This is a genomic window from Planktothrix sp. PCC 11201 (genome assembly GCF_900009135.1).
Lineage (GTDB): Bacteria > Cyanobacteriota > Cyanobacteriia > Cyanobacteriales > Microcoleaceae > Planktothrix.
Genome location: NZ_LT797705.1, coordinates 58381 through 72404 on the forward strand (window position 1 = coordinate 58381; position 14024 = coordinate 72404).

The 14024-nt window shown below is 38.4% G+C and carries 23 protein-coding genes and 1 pseudogene; 2 read left to right on the forward strand and 22 right to left on the reverse strand.

Annotated features, from left to right (window positions below):
* Positions 1-242: 242 nt before the first annotated feature.
* Positions 243-440, reverse strand: a complete 198-nt coding sequence (locus PL11201_RS16400; RefSeq protein WP_079680000.1) for a hypothetical protein — start codon at positions 438-440, stop codon at positions 243-245.
* Between the two features lie 41 nt (positions 441-481).
* On the opposite strand from PL11201_RS16400, the gene PL11201_RS27110 reads away from it, so the two are divergent.
* Positions 482-853 (forward strand): NACHT C-terminal alpha/beta 1 domain-containing protein, encoded by a 372-nt coding sequence (locus PL11201_RS27110; protein ID WP_234996731.1) that lies wholly within the window; start codon positions 482-484, stop codon positions 851-853.
* A 5-nt stretch (positions 854-858) separates the two neighbouring features.
* Here the strand turns inward: PL11201_RS27110 and PL11201_RS16410 are convergent, their stop codons facing one another.
* The 17 genes from PL11201_RS16410 to PL11201_RS16485 all read right to left on the reverse strand — a co-directional run bounded on the left by PL11201_RS16410 (position 859) and on the right by PL11201_RS16485 (position 9010).
* A complete protein-coding gene (locus PL11201_RS16410; RefSeq protein ID WP_079680001.1) occupies positions 859-1284 on the reverse strand; it encodes a hypothetical protein in 426 nt (141 codons plus the stop codon).
* Positions 1271-1495: a hypothetical protein gene (locus PL11201_RS16415; protein WP_079680002.1), complete on the reverse strand. Its 225-nt coding sequence runs from the start codon at positions 1493-1495 to the stop codon at positions 1271-1273. The genes PL11201_RS16410 and PL11201_RS16415 overlap by 14 nt, the downstream gene beginning before the upstream one ends.
* A gap of 96 nt (positions 1496-1591) precedes the next feature.
* Positions 1592-2002 (reverse strand): putative toxin-antitoxin system toxin component, PIN family, encoded by a 411-nt coding sequence (locus PL11201_RS16420; RefSeq protein ID WP_079680003.1) that lies wholly within the window; start codon positions 2000-2002, stop codon positions 1592-1594.
* Positions 1992-2219: a hypothetical protein gene (locus tag PL11201_RS16425; RefSeq protein ID WP_079680004.1), complete on the reverse strand. Its 228-nt coding sequence runs from the start codon at positions 2217-2219 to the stop codon at positions 1992-1994. Before PL11201_RS16425 ends, PL11201_RS16420 begins: the two co-directional genes overlap by 11 nt.
* Positions 2220-2345: 126 nt before the next feature.
* Positions 2346-2579, reverse strand: coding sequence for a DUF433 domain-containing protein (locus PL11201_RS16430; RefSeq protein ID WP_079680109.1), 234 nt, complete (start codon positions 2577-2579; stop codon positions 2346-2348).
* A gap of 49 nt (positions 2580-2628) precedes the next feature.
* Entirely contained in the window at positions 2629-2823 is a 195-nt protein-coding gene (locus tag PL11201_RS27115; protein WP_234996732.1) for a hypothetical protein, read from the reverse strand.
* 252 nt (positions 2824-3075) lie between these two features.
* Positions 3076-3477: a ThiF family adenylyltransferase gene (locus PL11201_RS27120; protein WP_234996733.1), complete on the reverse strand. Its 402-nt coding sequence runs from the start codon at positions 3475-3477 to the stop codon at positions 3076-3078.
* 133 nt (positions 3478-3610) lie between these two features.
* Positions 3611-4318: a hypothetical protein gene (locus PL11201_RS16440; RefSeq protein ID WP_079680005.1), complete on the reverse strand. Its 708-nt coding sequence runs from the start codon at positions 4316-4318 to the stop codon at positions 3611-3613.
* Positions 4291-4554: a hypothetical protein gene (locus PL11201_RS16445; protein WP_079680006.1), complete on the reverse strand. Its 264-nt coding sequence runs from the start codon at positions 4552-4554 to the stop codon at positions 4291-4293. Before PL11201_RS16445 ends, PL11201_RS16440 begins: the two co-directional genes overlap by 28 nt.
* Complete coding sequence (locus PL11201_RS16450; protein WP_079678737.1) at positions 4555-5667, reverse strand: IS630 family transposase; 1113 nt, start codon at positions 5665-5667, stop codon at positions 4555-4557. It abuts the gene before it with no gap.
* A 52-nt stretch (positions 5668-5719) separates the two neighbouring features.
* Positions 5720-6292 carry a hypothetical protein gene (locus PL11201_RS16455; protein ID WP_234996734.1) on the reverse strand — a complete coding sequence of 191 codons (573 nt, stop codon included), beginning with the start codon at positions 6290-6292 and terminating at the stop codon, positions 5720-5722.
* 1 nt (position 6293) lies between these two features.
* Complete coding sequence (locus PL11201_RS16460; protein WP_234996735.1) at positions 6294-6548, reverse strand: hypothetical protein; 255 nt, start codon at positions 6546-6548, stop codon at positions 6294-6296.
* 2 nt (positions 6549-6550) lie between these two features.
* A complete protein-coding gene (locus PL11201_RS16465) occupies positions 6551-6742 on the reverse strand; it encodes a hypothetical protein (protein ID WP_079680007.1) in 192 nt (63 codons plus the stop codon).
* 34 nt (positions 6743-6776) lie between these two features.
* Positions 6777-7475 carry a hypothetical protein gene (locus PL11201_RS16470; RefSeq protein ID WP_079680008.1) on the reverse strand — a complete coding sequence of 233 codons (699 nt, stop codon included), beginning with the start codon at positions 7473-7475 and terminating at the stop codon, positions 6777-6779.
* A gap of 163 nt (positions 7476-7638) precedes the next feature.
* Positions 7639-8328: a siphovirus Gp157 family protein gene (locus PL11201_RS16475; RefSeq protein WP_079680009.1), complete on the reverse strand. Its 690-nt coding sequence runs from the start codon at positions 8326-8328 to the stop codon at positions 7639-7641.
* Positions 8329-8331: 3 nt separating this feature from the next.
* Complete coding sequence (locus tag PL11201_RS16480) at positions 8332-8541, reverse strand: hypothetical protein (protein ID WP_079680010.1); 210 nt, start codon at positions 8539-8541, stop codon at positions 8332-8334.
* Positions 8525-9010 carry a hypothetical protein gene (locus tag PL11201_RS16485; protein ID WP_079680011.1) on the reverse strand — a complete coding sequence of 162 codons (486 nt, stop codon included), beginning with the start codon at positions 9008-9010 and terminating at the stop codon, positions 8525-8527. Before PL11201_RS16485 ends, PL11201_RS16480 begins: the two co-directional genes overlap by 17 nt.
* Before the next feature lie 196 nt (positions 9011-9206).
* Between PL11201_RS16485 and PL11201_RS16490 the strand changes: the two genes are divergently transcribed.
* Positions 9207-10232: a PDDEXK family nuclease gene (locus PL11201_RS16490; protein WP_079680012.1), complete on the forward strand. Its 1026-nt coding sequence runs from the start codon at positions 9207-9209 to the stop codon at positions 10230-10232.
* Positions 10233-10240: 8 nt separating this feature from the next.
* On the opposite strand, the gene PL11201_RS16495 is transcribed toward PL11201_RS16490, so the two are convergent.
* The 4 genes and pseudogenes from PL11201_RS16495 to PL11201_RS16510 all read right to left on the reverse strand — a co-directional run bounded on the left by PL11201_RS16495 (position 10241) and on the right by PL11201_RS16510 (position 13962).
* A complete protein-coding gene (locus PL11201_RS16495; protein ID WP_079680013.1) occupies positions 10241-10852 on the reverse strand; it encodes a Uma2 family endonuclease in 612 nt (203 codons plus the stop codon).
* An 81-nt stretch (positions 10853-10933) separates the two neighbouring features.
* Positions 10934-12625: pseudogene (gene recG, locus PL11201_RS16500) on the reverse strand (ATP-dependent DNA helicase RecG); the annotation flags it as partial.
* Between the two features lie 380 nt (positions 12626-13005).
* Positions 13006-13434 carry a hypothetical protein gene (locus PL11201_RS16505; protein ID WP_079680014.1) on the reverse strand — a complete coding sequence of 143 codons (429 nt, stop codon included), beginning with the start codon at positions 13432-13434 and terminating at the stop codon, positions 13006-13008.
* An 81-nt stretch (positions 13435-13515) separates the two neighbouring features.
* On the reverse strand, positions 13516-13962 hold the full coding sequence (locus PL11201_RS16510; protein ID WP_079680015.1) for a hypothetical protein: 447 nt from the start codon (positions 13960-13962) through the stop codon (positions 13516-13518).
* Positions 13963-14024: the final 62 nt, after the last annotated feature.

The window sequence follows — 14024 nt, forward strand, 5'->3', positions numbered from 1 at the left end:
TCCTAGAAAAAAAAATAGCCGTTTGTCTGCCCTAAAGTATCCCTCTTTTTCAGACTTCAAGAAGCCAATATCTAGAAGCTTTATCAATCAATAAAAGTTATCCAAGTAGAAAAATTTTGTTCTTGTACTTGTTATTAAAAAAAACAAGCTAGAAACTTCTACAAAAGCTCTAGGTTCAGACATGGAAAGAGCTTTTGTAGAGTGAAAAAAAAGGATAATATAGCTTTGGCTATTTTTATTAGCTACTCTACAGGTAAATCTTGATTTACAGAGAGCCGAGATAGTTTAGGAAGAACCACATCCACAACATAATTATTAATTCCTTCTGTTAAAATTTTCTCATGATGGGCATCCCATCCCCCATTTTGGGAAATTTCATGTGCCCACGCAGCAGAACCAGCAACTGTTTTGCCATTTTTGTTCGTGTATTTTGGAGCCATACTTGATCATTCTCCTGTACAAGTTTGTAAAACTAAGTTTGATGTATGCTAACATAACTTCTCTTTTTTGCCCATTCACCAGTCGAGGTGCCCCCGCCACCGATATCTACCTGCAACTCATCAAAAAACATCACTGCCCCAAATCCACAGAAGGCAGACCCCGCACCCTCACAGAACTCAAAATCTACTGGCAACTCCTAGACTGGGAAAAACACCCCATTCTCATTTTCTACGAAGAGGTAAACCCCCAAGGTTTTAGCCAAACTTTTCTCGATTCTCTCACTCGCTTCGACGCTACAATCTGCGTTATCGCCGACTCACCCCATCCCACCATTCCCACTTTCTCACCCCAAGACCCGCACTTAATTCAAACTATTATTACTTGGTTACAAAGGACTATTTTAGAATCTTGATAATCTCAATTTTCTCTAAATTTAGGACATACTTCAAATGCCAACTGTGAACGATAAAAACAAACATCAAACTCCATAAAAAAGTTTAACTGACCTAAAATAATAGGCGGATCGTTAGACTTCGCCCAAGCAAAAGCTAAACGAACAGGTGGAAAATCGCTAACCTGTCCCACAACGGCTAAACCCCTTGCTTCCACTGGCGCAAGATTACCTGCTAACGGAATTGAAAGTGTTTGCTCCTCCCAAACGGCTCCTAACGCTAAACCAACATGGTACGGTAAAATATTAAGACTCGCTCCCGTATCTAACAAACCAACAACTTCTAAAACACAATCGTGATAGCTTAAAGTTATGGGCACACAAGGAAAAACATTAGCCTCTCCTGCTTGATTCCTCCGTTCGATAAAAGGAAATCGTTTAGCATTTCGCATTTTCTTTCGCTTCTTCTTGTTCTAATAAGCTCATTAATTTCTGAGCCGCGTCAGCATAATCATAAGGCGACCAAAGACGATAAACCACGTCATTATCTAATGATTTTAAACCTTCTTCTTTCGCCAATTCGGTCGTTAAAAACTGCATCATTTCAACCTTCTCAGCAGGGGATAACTGTCGCAGTTGCGCCAATAATTCGGGATTTGACATAAAACAACCTTAAATTCATTTTTCTATCTTACCACTACTCCAAAGATTTTACCCCATCCTCCAACTCCTCTGCATCGACGGTAGCAAAACTTACAATTAACTAAATCTATCAATAAATATATCGGGAGTAACAATTTCTACTGCTTGAAAAGGATTTAATACCAATAAATCCAAATCTCCCGTAACAATTATATTGGCATTACCACTAACAGCTAACTCGAAAAACTTATTATCTTTTTCATCTCGACAAACGGCAATTGTTTCTTTAATAGAGACTAACTCGGAGGCACTGATAAATTTAAGCAAAAATATTTGTCTGTCTTCTAAAGAAAGATACTTGTTAAACTTTTTACGATTCAAAACTTGCTCTAATTCATTTAAAGTCGCTTCAGAATATAAAATTATTCCTTGCTTTTCTGCTAATTCAATAGCCCGAAATGGGATTGAATTTTTAAACAGTAAAGCACTGATTAAAACATTCGTATCTACGACAAATCTATTCGTCATTATCATCCGCCAAAATTTCTTGTAAAATTTCTGGCGTTAAGCCTCGCTGTTGTACCTTATCAGAAATTTCTGCCATAACTTCAGTTAAACTTTTATTTTGTAAATTTCCTCTCAAAAACAATTGAACAATGTGGCTTAACTGTTTGTGAGTCTCAGAAGTAGCCCCTTCAAACGCCATCTTAATATCTTCATCAACTTGAATCGTAATGCTTGCCATAGTCCTTATTAATCCTTTGAATATATGCTCCAAATCCACAGAAAGTACACCCCTCACCCTCAAATGGCTAACGGACAAATCCCTAGACGCACCGTTAAAAGGCTTTCCCCCCATCAACCCAAATCTTCATGCTGTCAGTCTAGGGAAATCCGTGCGTCGTGCTGCAAAGATCAAACAAGCTTGAATATCTGCTAATTCCAAATCAGGAAAGTCTTCTAAAATTTCAGTAACACTAACATTTTCAGCCAACATTTCTAAAATATCGGTGACTCTAATTCGCATCCCTCGAATACAAGGACGACCACTACACTGACCAGGCGTTTGGGTAATTCGGTTTAGCAAGCCAGTCGTTAAACTCATAGTAAATTCAATTGTTAAAGCTACATTTTTTTTGAAGCTTAATATCAGGTTAGCATGGTGTTGTTTCACTTGCCGTAGATTTCAACGCTGCCCATACCGACTGCTGGGTAATATAGAGCGATCGCGCTGTCCCACTCTCCAAATCAAAATAAGTCGCAAACCGCTTGAGATTTCCCGCAGCCATCCGGTACAGGTAATCTGCCGCCTCAGCCGCCACCCGGACATTTACGCTCTCGCTCTGCAAGTTTAGCATTGCCATCTCAGCACAAGATAAGTTATTTGTCAACTCTTCAGGCTTCGGTTTCAAAAGGTCAGGAGCCTGAAGCATCGGAGATGGCAACCTCGCACATCCGAGTCCCCCAAAATTATAAAACTCAGGGTCAGTTTCCAAACTACTGCCCAGCAAGATTTGTCCGGCTGCGGCATGATTTCCGCAATCCAAATACCACACACGGGGGATTTCAGAGCGGCTGTAGTATTGGTTTAACTCAAGGGCCTAGTTAATAGCCGATCTTCCGGCAGCCGTGTCCACACACCCTACCAGGATGGTCAGCTTGTCGTAAGCTCTTCGGATCAGCTTGGGGTCAAATTCCTGCACGAAAGCCGTCGCGTCCACTCCCCAAGCTATAGAGTATCGTAATGCTAGAGCCTGCGCCTTGGGCAGTCCGATTTCCTTGTCACAGAACGCCTGCCTGCTGATGTTGGCTTCTTCAACTATATCGGGATCTGCGATCGCCAATTGCACCTTCTTCCCCGACTTGCCCAAACCCCGTGCCAGTCGCGCAATATGGTAAGACAGCCAAGAACCCGTTCCTCCGGCTCCAATTAACCAAAAATCAATCGAATCAGCTTGTCTGATGATTAGTGGCGAAGCTTCTAAATAATCATAATTAAACATTAGCTAAATCTCCTATTTTAATTTACAATTGCATCGGTTTATCAAACAAAAGCGGTGAGACAGAATTCGAGTAAAAATTACAAATTGATCCCTGTTTTTTTCCTCGGTGATATCTGTAATAAAACAGGGTAATTCAATCATTAATTATTGTTGAGACTAATTTTGTAATGGTTTGGTGGGTACTGATTAAATCTTTAACGGGGTAAGATGAACGGTTAACTGCTTTTTCAAGTTGTTGACAAACATCATTAGGTTTCGCCTTAGATTTACCATTGCTCAAATGCTCATTGAAGGAACTAGAGATGAATAATTCCCAAGCATTTGTAATGGTATTCGGCGAAGCGATAGGCGGTTTATGATCTCCCCAACAGATGCGTCCACAGGATTGATAAGACTGTAAATAAACGTTGGGTAACGGAACATGAAAAGCTTCTGCATCTGGGTTAAAATTTGAGCCTTTAATTGCCCAAATCCAGTAATCTGATTTTAAACCTAAGAATACCAATGCGGGTAAAGGAATAAATAACTTTGATTCCAATACATTAATTTCATGTTTTTGTGGGGGAATGAATTTAATTGTCCATTCTCCACTACTACCTGTTCCCCAACGTACTATTCCTAATTCTGGGTTCATCCAACCCGAATCAATCGGTGTATTTGCAAAAGCAGTTCTCAGCGTTGCTGGAGACAAACATTTGTACTTAGAACCATTTTTGGATTGATAATGGAAAATGTAAGTCTCACCCTCAAGAAAAAGAAGTTCAGCTTGAATCGCAGACAATTTCCGAGGGGAAACTGCCAGAATTTCCTGAATTATTTCAGATCCAATGTCAGATTCCATAATGCTAAAAGGTGTGAAAAATTAGTGTTTGGGTCAGCTTCAATCCATTCAATTAATTCGTAAGCTTGATTGAGGAGTTCAGTTGCTTGATTCCATTGATGAGTGAGAAATTTAACTTCTTCAAGCTTCCAAGGTCTTAATTCAATATTACGACTCCAGTAACTTTCAGAACAAGCAATCTGATCTAACCAAATATTATCGGTTTCTAAGTCAAGAAGTGCTAAGCTGTTGTGCATTTAAACTGTGATTATAGCATTACCTTTGTTTTTAAGTTTACGTCCCCATTTAATAGATAACTGTCCCTCATTTAAAAGCTGATGCAATAAACACTCTAGCTCATCAACTGATTTAAAGAGTCGATTAGCAATATATTCTTTAGCTGAATGCCAGACCAATTCAATTAAATTATAATCTGGACTATATTCTGGAAGAAATTCTAAATAGATATTCGGCATTTCTGCTTTGATTTTTTCTAGGTATTCTTCTTTTTTGTGAAAACTTGCATTATCAAGAATAATGACAATCTTGGCTCCTTTTTCTACAAATTCTTCTGCTTGATTTCCCGCTAATACCCACTCATGAATTAGCTCTTGATAAAAACTTTTTAACACTTGATAAAAATTATTTGCATTCCCTTTATCCAGAAATTCTACAAATCTTTTTTTGTCCGAGTACCTCAATCCTCCCATAACATTAACTTTTCCTTTTCTTCTGTCTCCTCTAATCTTTCTCCTCTTTCCTTTTTTACACCAGTTCTTTCTTTTTATTACTCTTAAATTAAATCCACTTTCATCCCAAAACCATACCTGTAATTGTTCTGGACTTTCTTTTGTTATTTTTAAATACTCTTCTATTTTATTTTTAAATAATTTCCTTTTTTCTGGATCTCTTTTCTCTTCCAAGCTATACTTTGCCCACAAGTAAACATACTTTTTTTTCTTTAATATCCTTCTCACTTGTGAACCACTTAATTTTATTTCTGTGATTTGTTCTAAATAAGTTGCCAATCTTTCTCCTGTCCATCTCCCAAATTCATATCCTAATTCTTCCGGTTCTTTTTCTACAGTTTCTAATAATATCTCTATATATTTATCTGTGGCTTTTCTATAATTTCCTTTCATTCTTTCATCTTTTAGGCTTTCTAACTTGTCCGGATCTCCATGTACACACCAATAACATACTTTATTTATTGAACATCCCAAAAAATTGGCAATTTCACTTTGTTTTTTACCATCATTTAGCAATAGTAGAATCAAGATTCTTTCTCTAATTTGTCCATTTTCTTCCTCTTTCAATCTTTTCTGTAGTTTCTCTACTTGCTTTTCATTTAAGTGATTTTTAGCAGGCATATTTTTATTGATTTTTCTAAACTTAGTTTTTCATTATACCCTATTTAGATGCTTAACAGCTTAGTGCAATGGGAAAAGCATTAATAGGAAACATCGCCCGAAAAGCTAAATTTTTGAGAAGTTTAAAGTTAATTTTTTCAGGATGAGTAATGTCTTTTAAGCTATATCCAAACCTGCCTTTATACCAAGCTTCTCCTTGAGTACCTTCAACAGTTTCCAACCACCATCGACCCGACTTTGAGAGGGGAAAAAGGAGTTGCCACCCTGTTCGCAAGGCTTCAATTCCTTCTTCTTCATCTTGCCAATCTATTCCTTTAGGAGAGACCGGAATTTGATACAGCCGTTCTTCATAAGCAGTCTCGATAATCAAGTCATCTATGGGAAATAAACGTTCGTTCACCAGTGAAATAAACTCCAACTCTTTTGGACTATGACCGTTATTTTCAGAGTAAATTTCAGATTGGCTTTTTTCCCATTCAATAGGAAACAATTCTTGGTAAAGATTTAGAAGCTGATAGGTGTTCAGTTTAGACCATAAATAGTCAATTGCTGATTCAATATCGATGATGGGTTGGCATTGGTTTAATAGTTGCAGAGCCAATTTAGCATTCCTAATTATAGCCATATTAAAACCCTGTTGGAATAGCTGTAGCAACAGAGGGACTATTAAACAGCCGTTCTTTCGTTTGTTCAACTGCTTTTATATCGTCTGTTGCTTGGGAAATTGCTAACTCAATCGTTTTTACCATTTGTTTCATGGTGGTACTATCGAGTTCTCCAGCAAGCTCTAATCGTTGAAGCTTTCGGCACATAGAAAGGGCTGGATTTACTTCTTCGGGAGCATTAATCAGAAATTCTAGGGGACTAATTTTTATTGTCATTTTCATCCTTTAGAGCCATTGCGTTTAGCAATTGTAATCAGTTGTCCGGGCTTTCTGATAATGTCTGCGTTAGCACAATCTGGGTAGTAAGTTGTTAACAATTTACGAAGTTCCTGATCATCATTTGCTATGTCTTCATCAACAGGATGCTGTTGTCCTTCAAAGAAAACTAGCACTTTCTTTTTTGAATTCATGGGGTTCTCCTAAAGTTAGGTAGGGGGTTCAATTTTAAAATAAACTCAGTTGATTTCCAGTGGTTTTGGGTTGGGTAGAAGTTTCGGATTTAACCGTTTGACTGGCTTCATTTGTAGGTGGTTGATTGGGATTAGAAGTTGGTTTCTTTGGGTTGCGAATATTAGCCATTTGTCGTCGTGCTTGGCGATTCGGAAAATCAGCGACAAGTTCCTTGAATAATGTTTGAACAGGAGGAGGTAATTCTCCCAAGGCTGACGCTCTAATTTTTTCACCCATTGGGAAGTCGCCGTGACTGCTGGCTGAAATAATCACAATCCGCCCATCTGAATGACCATCATCAGGTTTAAATGTTAGATGTAGTTCGATGGTACATTGTTCAAAATTGTAAGGTTCTTCCTGTTGCTGAGATTGTGCATTATTAAGTTCTTCTGGTTCAGTTACAGTATTTTCTTCATCTTCTTCTGCTAAACTTTCATCATCCATTAAATCTGAATCAGTAGCAGAATTAGAGGGTTGTTTGGCTACTTTTTTTTGGATATTGGCTGGAGAAAGTAGAGCTAAATAAGGTTTGTTAGCTTGCCAGCGATCGCGATCAAATAGCAAGCCAACTTTTTGAAATCTTTCTTCTATTGTTTCTTGCTCTTCTGATTGAAGAGTATATTCAATTATCTCCTCATTCGTTAGTGATAAATCAGCAGAAGCAACGGCACGTTGTGGGGTTAACCATTTCATTTTTGGTATATGAATTAATTATCATCATGTTGATGGGCGTTAGCCCTTCTTTACAGAAAAAATGGAAAATAAAAAAATAACAGATAGCTTTTATAATAATAGAGCTATCTGCTGTCAGTTACGCACAATAATTTGTGGTCTTGCCGTAGTTTAAATCAAACCATCATGCTTTTATTCCCTGATTAGACTTCTCAGTAGTTTTTTTAGAGAATGTCTTTCCCTTTCGCTTGGTTTTAGGTATTGACATTGAATCAGAATTCTGAGCAGTTGACGACGTGCTACGATTAGAAATAACTTCAATTGTACCAGTTAGATTAGACGGGACTAGGGCATATTCTACTCTAAGTTTCCGTTCAATACGAGTGCCATCAACGGGAATGCCTTGTTTCCAGTCTTCAATGATTTTACGTTTGTTGGGCGCAACAACAAGCTTTTCTGTGCGATACTCGCTGGGTAAGTCAGAAGGATCGATTAAAACTTCGCAACTTGGGGGATTTTCTTTTAGTTGGATGTGACGCGATCGCCCAACAACATTAGTAGAAATAACCCCCATTTGGTGAATATAAAGTAAGGTTTTATCAAGGTTACTACGCCATCGTTCTAGTCGTTCAATTGCCTGATTATGCAGTGTAACTAAATGTTTTAAACGAGCTTTAATTGCACAAATTTCAGCATCTAATTGATCAGCTAATTCAGCGTGACTATCAACAGTCGTTTCTTGGTCTGTTTGATTGTCCCAAATTGCTTTAAGAATCGCCTCCTCTTGTTCAGGAGTTTCAGCCATTTCCAATCGAGTCCAGAGTTCAACCGCTTGGATTGAATATCGGGCTAACGAATTTTTAGCTAAGTACATAAATTACCACTTTCCACAACAATGAAAATACTCATCAAACGTTTCAAATTGGACAAAAATCGCTAAAGTTCCTGGTGTGAGTTCATGATTATCAGCTTCACAACTTTCTAAAAAAGGTTCCAAAGCCAATGAATCATCACAGAAATTAGTGATTACAACACCAGGATAATTTGGAACATCATCGATTTTGGGGTTGTTAGGAGTGTTTTCCATTTCGGTTAGAAGCCCTTAAGGACTCAACTTTTTTCAAAGCAGGAACTCGTTGTTTCCGAGAGGAAGTTTTTTCTCTATAAACTTCTGAGTAACTATCTTCATCATCCTCAAGATCAGAGTTATCGAAATCCGTTTGATTATCCTCCTGTTCTTCATCTAATTCTAAGGGATTGGAGTTTCTTGTATCTTCTGATGTTAGGGAGGCAGCCAATGGTAGAGTTGGCATAGCAATGACATCATAGCCTAACTCTAAAATTAAAGATTGCAGAACGCTTTCTATTTGCTGTTGAGATAACCCAGGAGTTGTTCTCTTAAGTTCTTGCTGTTTGATTAACATCCAGATTTGAAGTGTTTCTTCTGGGCTTGTTGTTTTCAATGCGGTTTTAATTTTTCGGGCTAGTTTTTCTCGTGTAGATTTCAAAGGATCAGGGGTTGTTCTTTGGGTACTATGGGTTGGATTGGTAAACATAATTAATAACTCAGAAAATGTTATTTTCACCTCTGGGCTTGGGCGTTAGCCCATTAATCATTTATTAAAATCAACAGGAAGTCGAGTTCTATTTAATTCTCAAGGATGATCAAGTTAGGTGCTAATAGGTTATAGCGTAGGAATTGATTAAGCTCTAAAACCTATAAATTTTATCAATTTAGCAATTCTTAACATTATGAATTCACCCAGAGGTTTTTATCCCGTTATTGTGATTCCTGATTCAATTCGTTATTTCTGTATTAATAACCCGATACCAGTATTGAATAGCAGTCCTAATTCAGTGGTAGGATTATCTTTTGAACCGCAATTAACTCCCAAAAAACAGCATATTTATTCTAATTTTTATTTATATTGGATCATTGTAATTTGGGTCGTGAGTGTTGTAATAGTCGTGTTAGTTAATCAACTATTTGGCATGAGTATTCTAGCTTTTTGGTTATCGCTGATATGTGCGTCAGTGAGTGCAGTAACAGCTTGTTTTTATGTGTGGTTTATTAATTTTAAATTGTGCAAGCAATATCAGCCTAAACTTACTCAAACTCAACAACAGCGATCTAAATCCGAAAGTAATTCATTACACCGTTTGCAGTGTCAAACTCAGGAAATACAGCAATATAATAATTTGTTAGAAGAGCGTTCTAAGAAGCTTTTATTTTTATTGAGTAAGATTGTTCAACCTCCATCTAATCAAGGGAATACAGGAGTACAGCAAGGAGTCAGTGAAAAACAATTTTTTATTTACTTATGTCGTTATTTTTCTGGTGTTTATGACTTCTGTATGGGTGTTGAGTTTCCTATACCTAATACCTCTTTCTGTTACACGGCTGATTTTATTCTAATTCATCAAGCAACAGGTTTAGCAATAGATATTGAAATTGACGAACCTTATGATGGAAAAACAGGAAAGCCTCATCATTGCGTGGATCAAAATAAAGATCAGCAACGCAATCGATTTTTTTTAGAACGAAATTGGGTTGTAATTCGGTTTTCCGAGTATCAGGTTGTTAAATGTCCAGAGGGGTGTTGTAAAGCGATCGCTCAAGTTATTTTTCAAATTACAGGTGATTATAGAGGTTTAATTAAACTACAAAATGTTAAAGAATTAGTCCCCCAAAAACAATGGAAAGTTAAGGAAGCTGTTTATATGGCTAAGACAAAGTTTCGTCAGTCTTATTTAAAGAATAATTTTCTATGTAGATAGAATTTCCTCTAGTTAAAACGAGGAAGAACATCATCTAGGCGAAGTTGCAAACTTTTGAACAGAGGAGAAATAATCGGTTCACCTAGACGAAATTGTTGCTGGGTGTAATCTTCGTCAATCAGTTGACAAACCGTAACAGTTGGTTGTTTGGGTTTACCAATAAAAGCGACGCCACCTAAACCCCGATAATCTACAATCCAATATTCAGGAATTCCCAAAAGAGCATATTCTTCAACTTTTCGGGCATAATCTGTTTCCCAGTTTGTACTCACAACTTCCACAACTAATTTAATAGAACGCCCTAGCGTAATAACAGGTTCTCTTTCCCATAATGGTTCACTAGAAAGTGCTGTTTCATCTAAAACAACAATATCAGGACGACGGGCGGTTGCGACATCGGTAAAAGGACGAATTAAACAAGTTCGGGGAATAAACCAAGGGAGTTTTTCTGTTGTAATAGCAATACCGATTTGAGTAGCAAGTTTACCACTGACGGTTTCGTGGGGGCCGGTTGGTTCCATTTCAATTAATTCTCCGTCAGCAAGTTCATAGCGAGGATTATCACCATATTGAGCCAGGAAGGTTTCAAGCGTTAAAAATGTTTCTAGGATATAAGTCATTGTAAAACTCCTCTATAAAATTATCAGTTATCAGTTATCAGTTCAATACGCGAATAATTGAAACTGATAGCTGTTAACTGATTAATTAAGGGTACAATCCCAAATTGCCAGTCCCCGTCGTTTGAGTTCTGCAACCATCAAAAGATGTTGGTCTAAATTTGGGTTACTTTTGACGATCGCTACTGCCATTTCACGAGCTAAATTTAGCAAATCCTCATCATCCAGTATATTAGCTAGTGCAAATTCCGAAATTCCCGACTGGCGATAGCCCATCACAACACCTGGCCCCCGCAGTCGCAAATCCATCTCAGAGATGAAGAACCCATCAGTGGATTTTTCTAAGACTTGAAGCCGCGCTTTGGCTTGTGCGGTTTGGCTGGTATTGAGCAACAAACAATAGGAACAATGGGAACCTCGACCCACACGACCTCTTAACTGATGCAGTTGAGCTAAACCAAAGCGCTCAGCATGGTCGATTAAGATAACGGTAGCATTGGGAACATCTACCCCAACTTCCACAACCGTAGTAGAAACCAAAATTTGGGTTGTGTTGTCACCAAACGCCCTGAGAGCTTCATCTTTCTCGGCGGATGTCATGCGACCGTGCAGCAATCCCACCCTAAATTCAGGGAAAATTTGGGTTGATAATCGCTGATATTCTGCAACAGCCGCTCTTAAATCTAGTTTGTCTGATTCTTCTACCAGAGGCAGAATGATGTAGGCTTGGCGACCTTGAAGTACCTGATGACGGATGAAATTATAAGCTGGAGTACCTTGGTTAATCACTTTGGTTTGGATTTTCTGTCGCCCAGGAGGTAATTCGTCAATCTGGCTAACATCCAAATCGCCGTGCAACGTCAGTGCTAAAGTACGGGGAATCGGAGTGGCACTCAGGGTCAGGACGTGAGGTTTATTTCCCTTGTTCAGTAAATCTTGTCGCTGCTGCACTCCAAATCGATGTTGTTCATCGATGACGACCAAACCGAGTTTGTTGAAGTTCACTTTCTCTTGCAGCAAGGCGTGAGTTCCCACTAATAAAGAAAGTTCACCTGTCTCTAGTTGAGCGTGGATTTCTCTGCGCTTGGCGACTTTAGCAGAACCTGTCAGCAATTGCACAGAAACACCCAAGGGTTCAAACCAGGTGACAATTTTCCTGTAATGTTGTTCAGCAAGCACTTCTGTAGGAGCCATTAATGCGGTTTGATAGCCGGACTGAATCGCAACTAGAATCGCAGCAACCGCAACAACGGTTTTCCCTGAACCCACATCCCCTTGTATCAATCGGTTCATCGGGGTTTTGGAAGTCATATCGTTGAGAATCTCATTGATAACCCGACGTTGAGCTTGGGTGAGGGGAAAGGGAAGTTGGGAGTAAAACTGTTTGAGTAGTAGGCCAGTAGGAGTAATCTCAGTTAAAGCCGAATTTGCCAACCATCGATGGCGGCGCAGAAGGAAGGAAAGTTGGAGATAGAAAAACTCATCAAATGTTAGGCGACGACGGGCCGCTTCGAGTTGAGGTTCATTGGGAGGTTGGTGAATGAAAGCGATCGCTTCTTGCAATTCCATTAAACCCGGTTTCTGTCGGAGATCTGGAGGTAGAGGGTCAATCAGTTGTTGGACAGCTTCTAAAGCTGAGGATACCGCATCTTGAATAATTTCATGACTGACCCCTTTTGTTAATGGATAAATCGGGATAATTGAGTTTTTCGTATCTCTGGCTTCATCAAGGTCAATTAATCGAATTTCAGGAGAAGTTAAAACTTTGCCGTATTGACACTCCCTGTGCCTAAAGGCGTGGGGATTCTTGGTTCAACGAAACCACTTAATCAAAGTACCTTGCAGTGCTTTAACCAGAGGTGGGATTCTCCCCAAGCGTAAATTCGGGTATGCCCTACCCTATTCGCACGAATGCGAGTTCTTTTTTATTCAAAACAAATTTGTTTCAAAAAAACTGGTTGCCTAGCTCCCATGAATCTTTTACCTACTACTGGGTGAAACTAGAACTGTGCAGTAGAACCCTATAGATTTAATTGTCAAGGTTCAGTGTTTTGCCGTTAGGCATACTAGGTTTTTATACAGGTTGTTTACCTTTTCCTGTCACCGAAAATGGTAGCACAATCAGATATTAACGGTCAACCTAATATAAAGCCGTCCTAGAACGACGAGGTTTTAAACCAATTTTTTCGATAACAATCCGGTTTAACAACTCCTGATACAGCAATAATGCTTTGATGAATATAAATTAAGTTTTGCTCGTTTCTCCACTGCTGTGATTGATAATAGGGATGGTTAAAAAAACGTTTACAGGCAATGTTACCCGTTTTATCCCTAACGATAAGGGTCTGAATGGTTAAGCGAGGATTTTTGGGCGGACTGATAATTTCGTGTTTCTTAATTTTACCCACGATGGTAACGGAATCACCAATTTTTAACCTTGATATTTTGACTCGTTGGTACTTGATATAATCACGGGGAAAGTAAAGCAATAAGTCAAAAATAGTGTTAATACCCAGTTTTTTGATCAGGCGGCTATTAATTTTGCTTAATCCTGATAAATGATGAACAGGTAAATGCAGATTCATGGAATTTAAGAATTGGTGTTAAAAGCACTTCTGTAGCTGCGTTAGCAGCGAAGGAACTAAAACCAATCTTGCTCTTTTTCATCAGGCTAACCATTGTCTAATACTGCCTAGTATTGAATAATAATCGCGGCTAGGATAAGCGGGTTTAGAACAGGCACTTTTCCAAATCATCTCTCGTTCGTTATCATCAAGTGTAGGGTTACAACGATTGCTATACTGGTTAAACAATTTGTAAGGAGTTGGGAAATAATTTATTCCTTGTTCATCTAATAAACTAGCAGTACCTAGTAAATTTCTGGCTAACTTATAACCTTGATTATTACGATTTCCTAGATAACCGCCTTGGGTGATCAGAGTTCGATCATCTTGAGTTAAACAGATCAAGAGAGGAATTGATAATTGAGTGCCTAATTTTAGAAGTTTTGGAGTTTTACTTATGCTTTTATAAGAAGCTTTTATTCGGGTGTATTTGCATCTATTAACCCTAGAATCAATAACTGATTTATTCTCAATTTTATTCTTAAGCACCTTCTCTGGATTTACCGGCTCTCCCGCTTGCTGCTCATGGAAAACTTGAACCCATTTTCGCC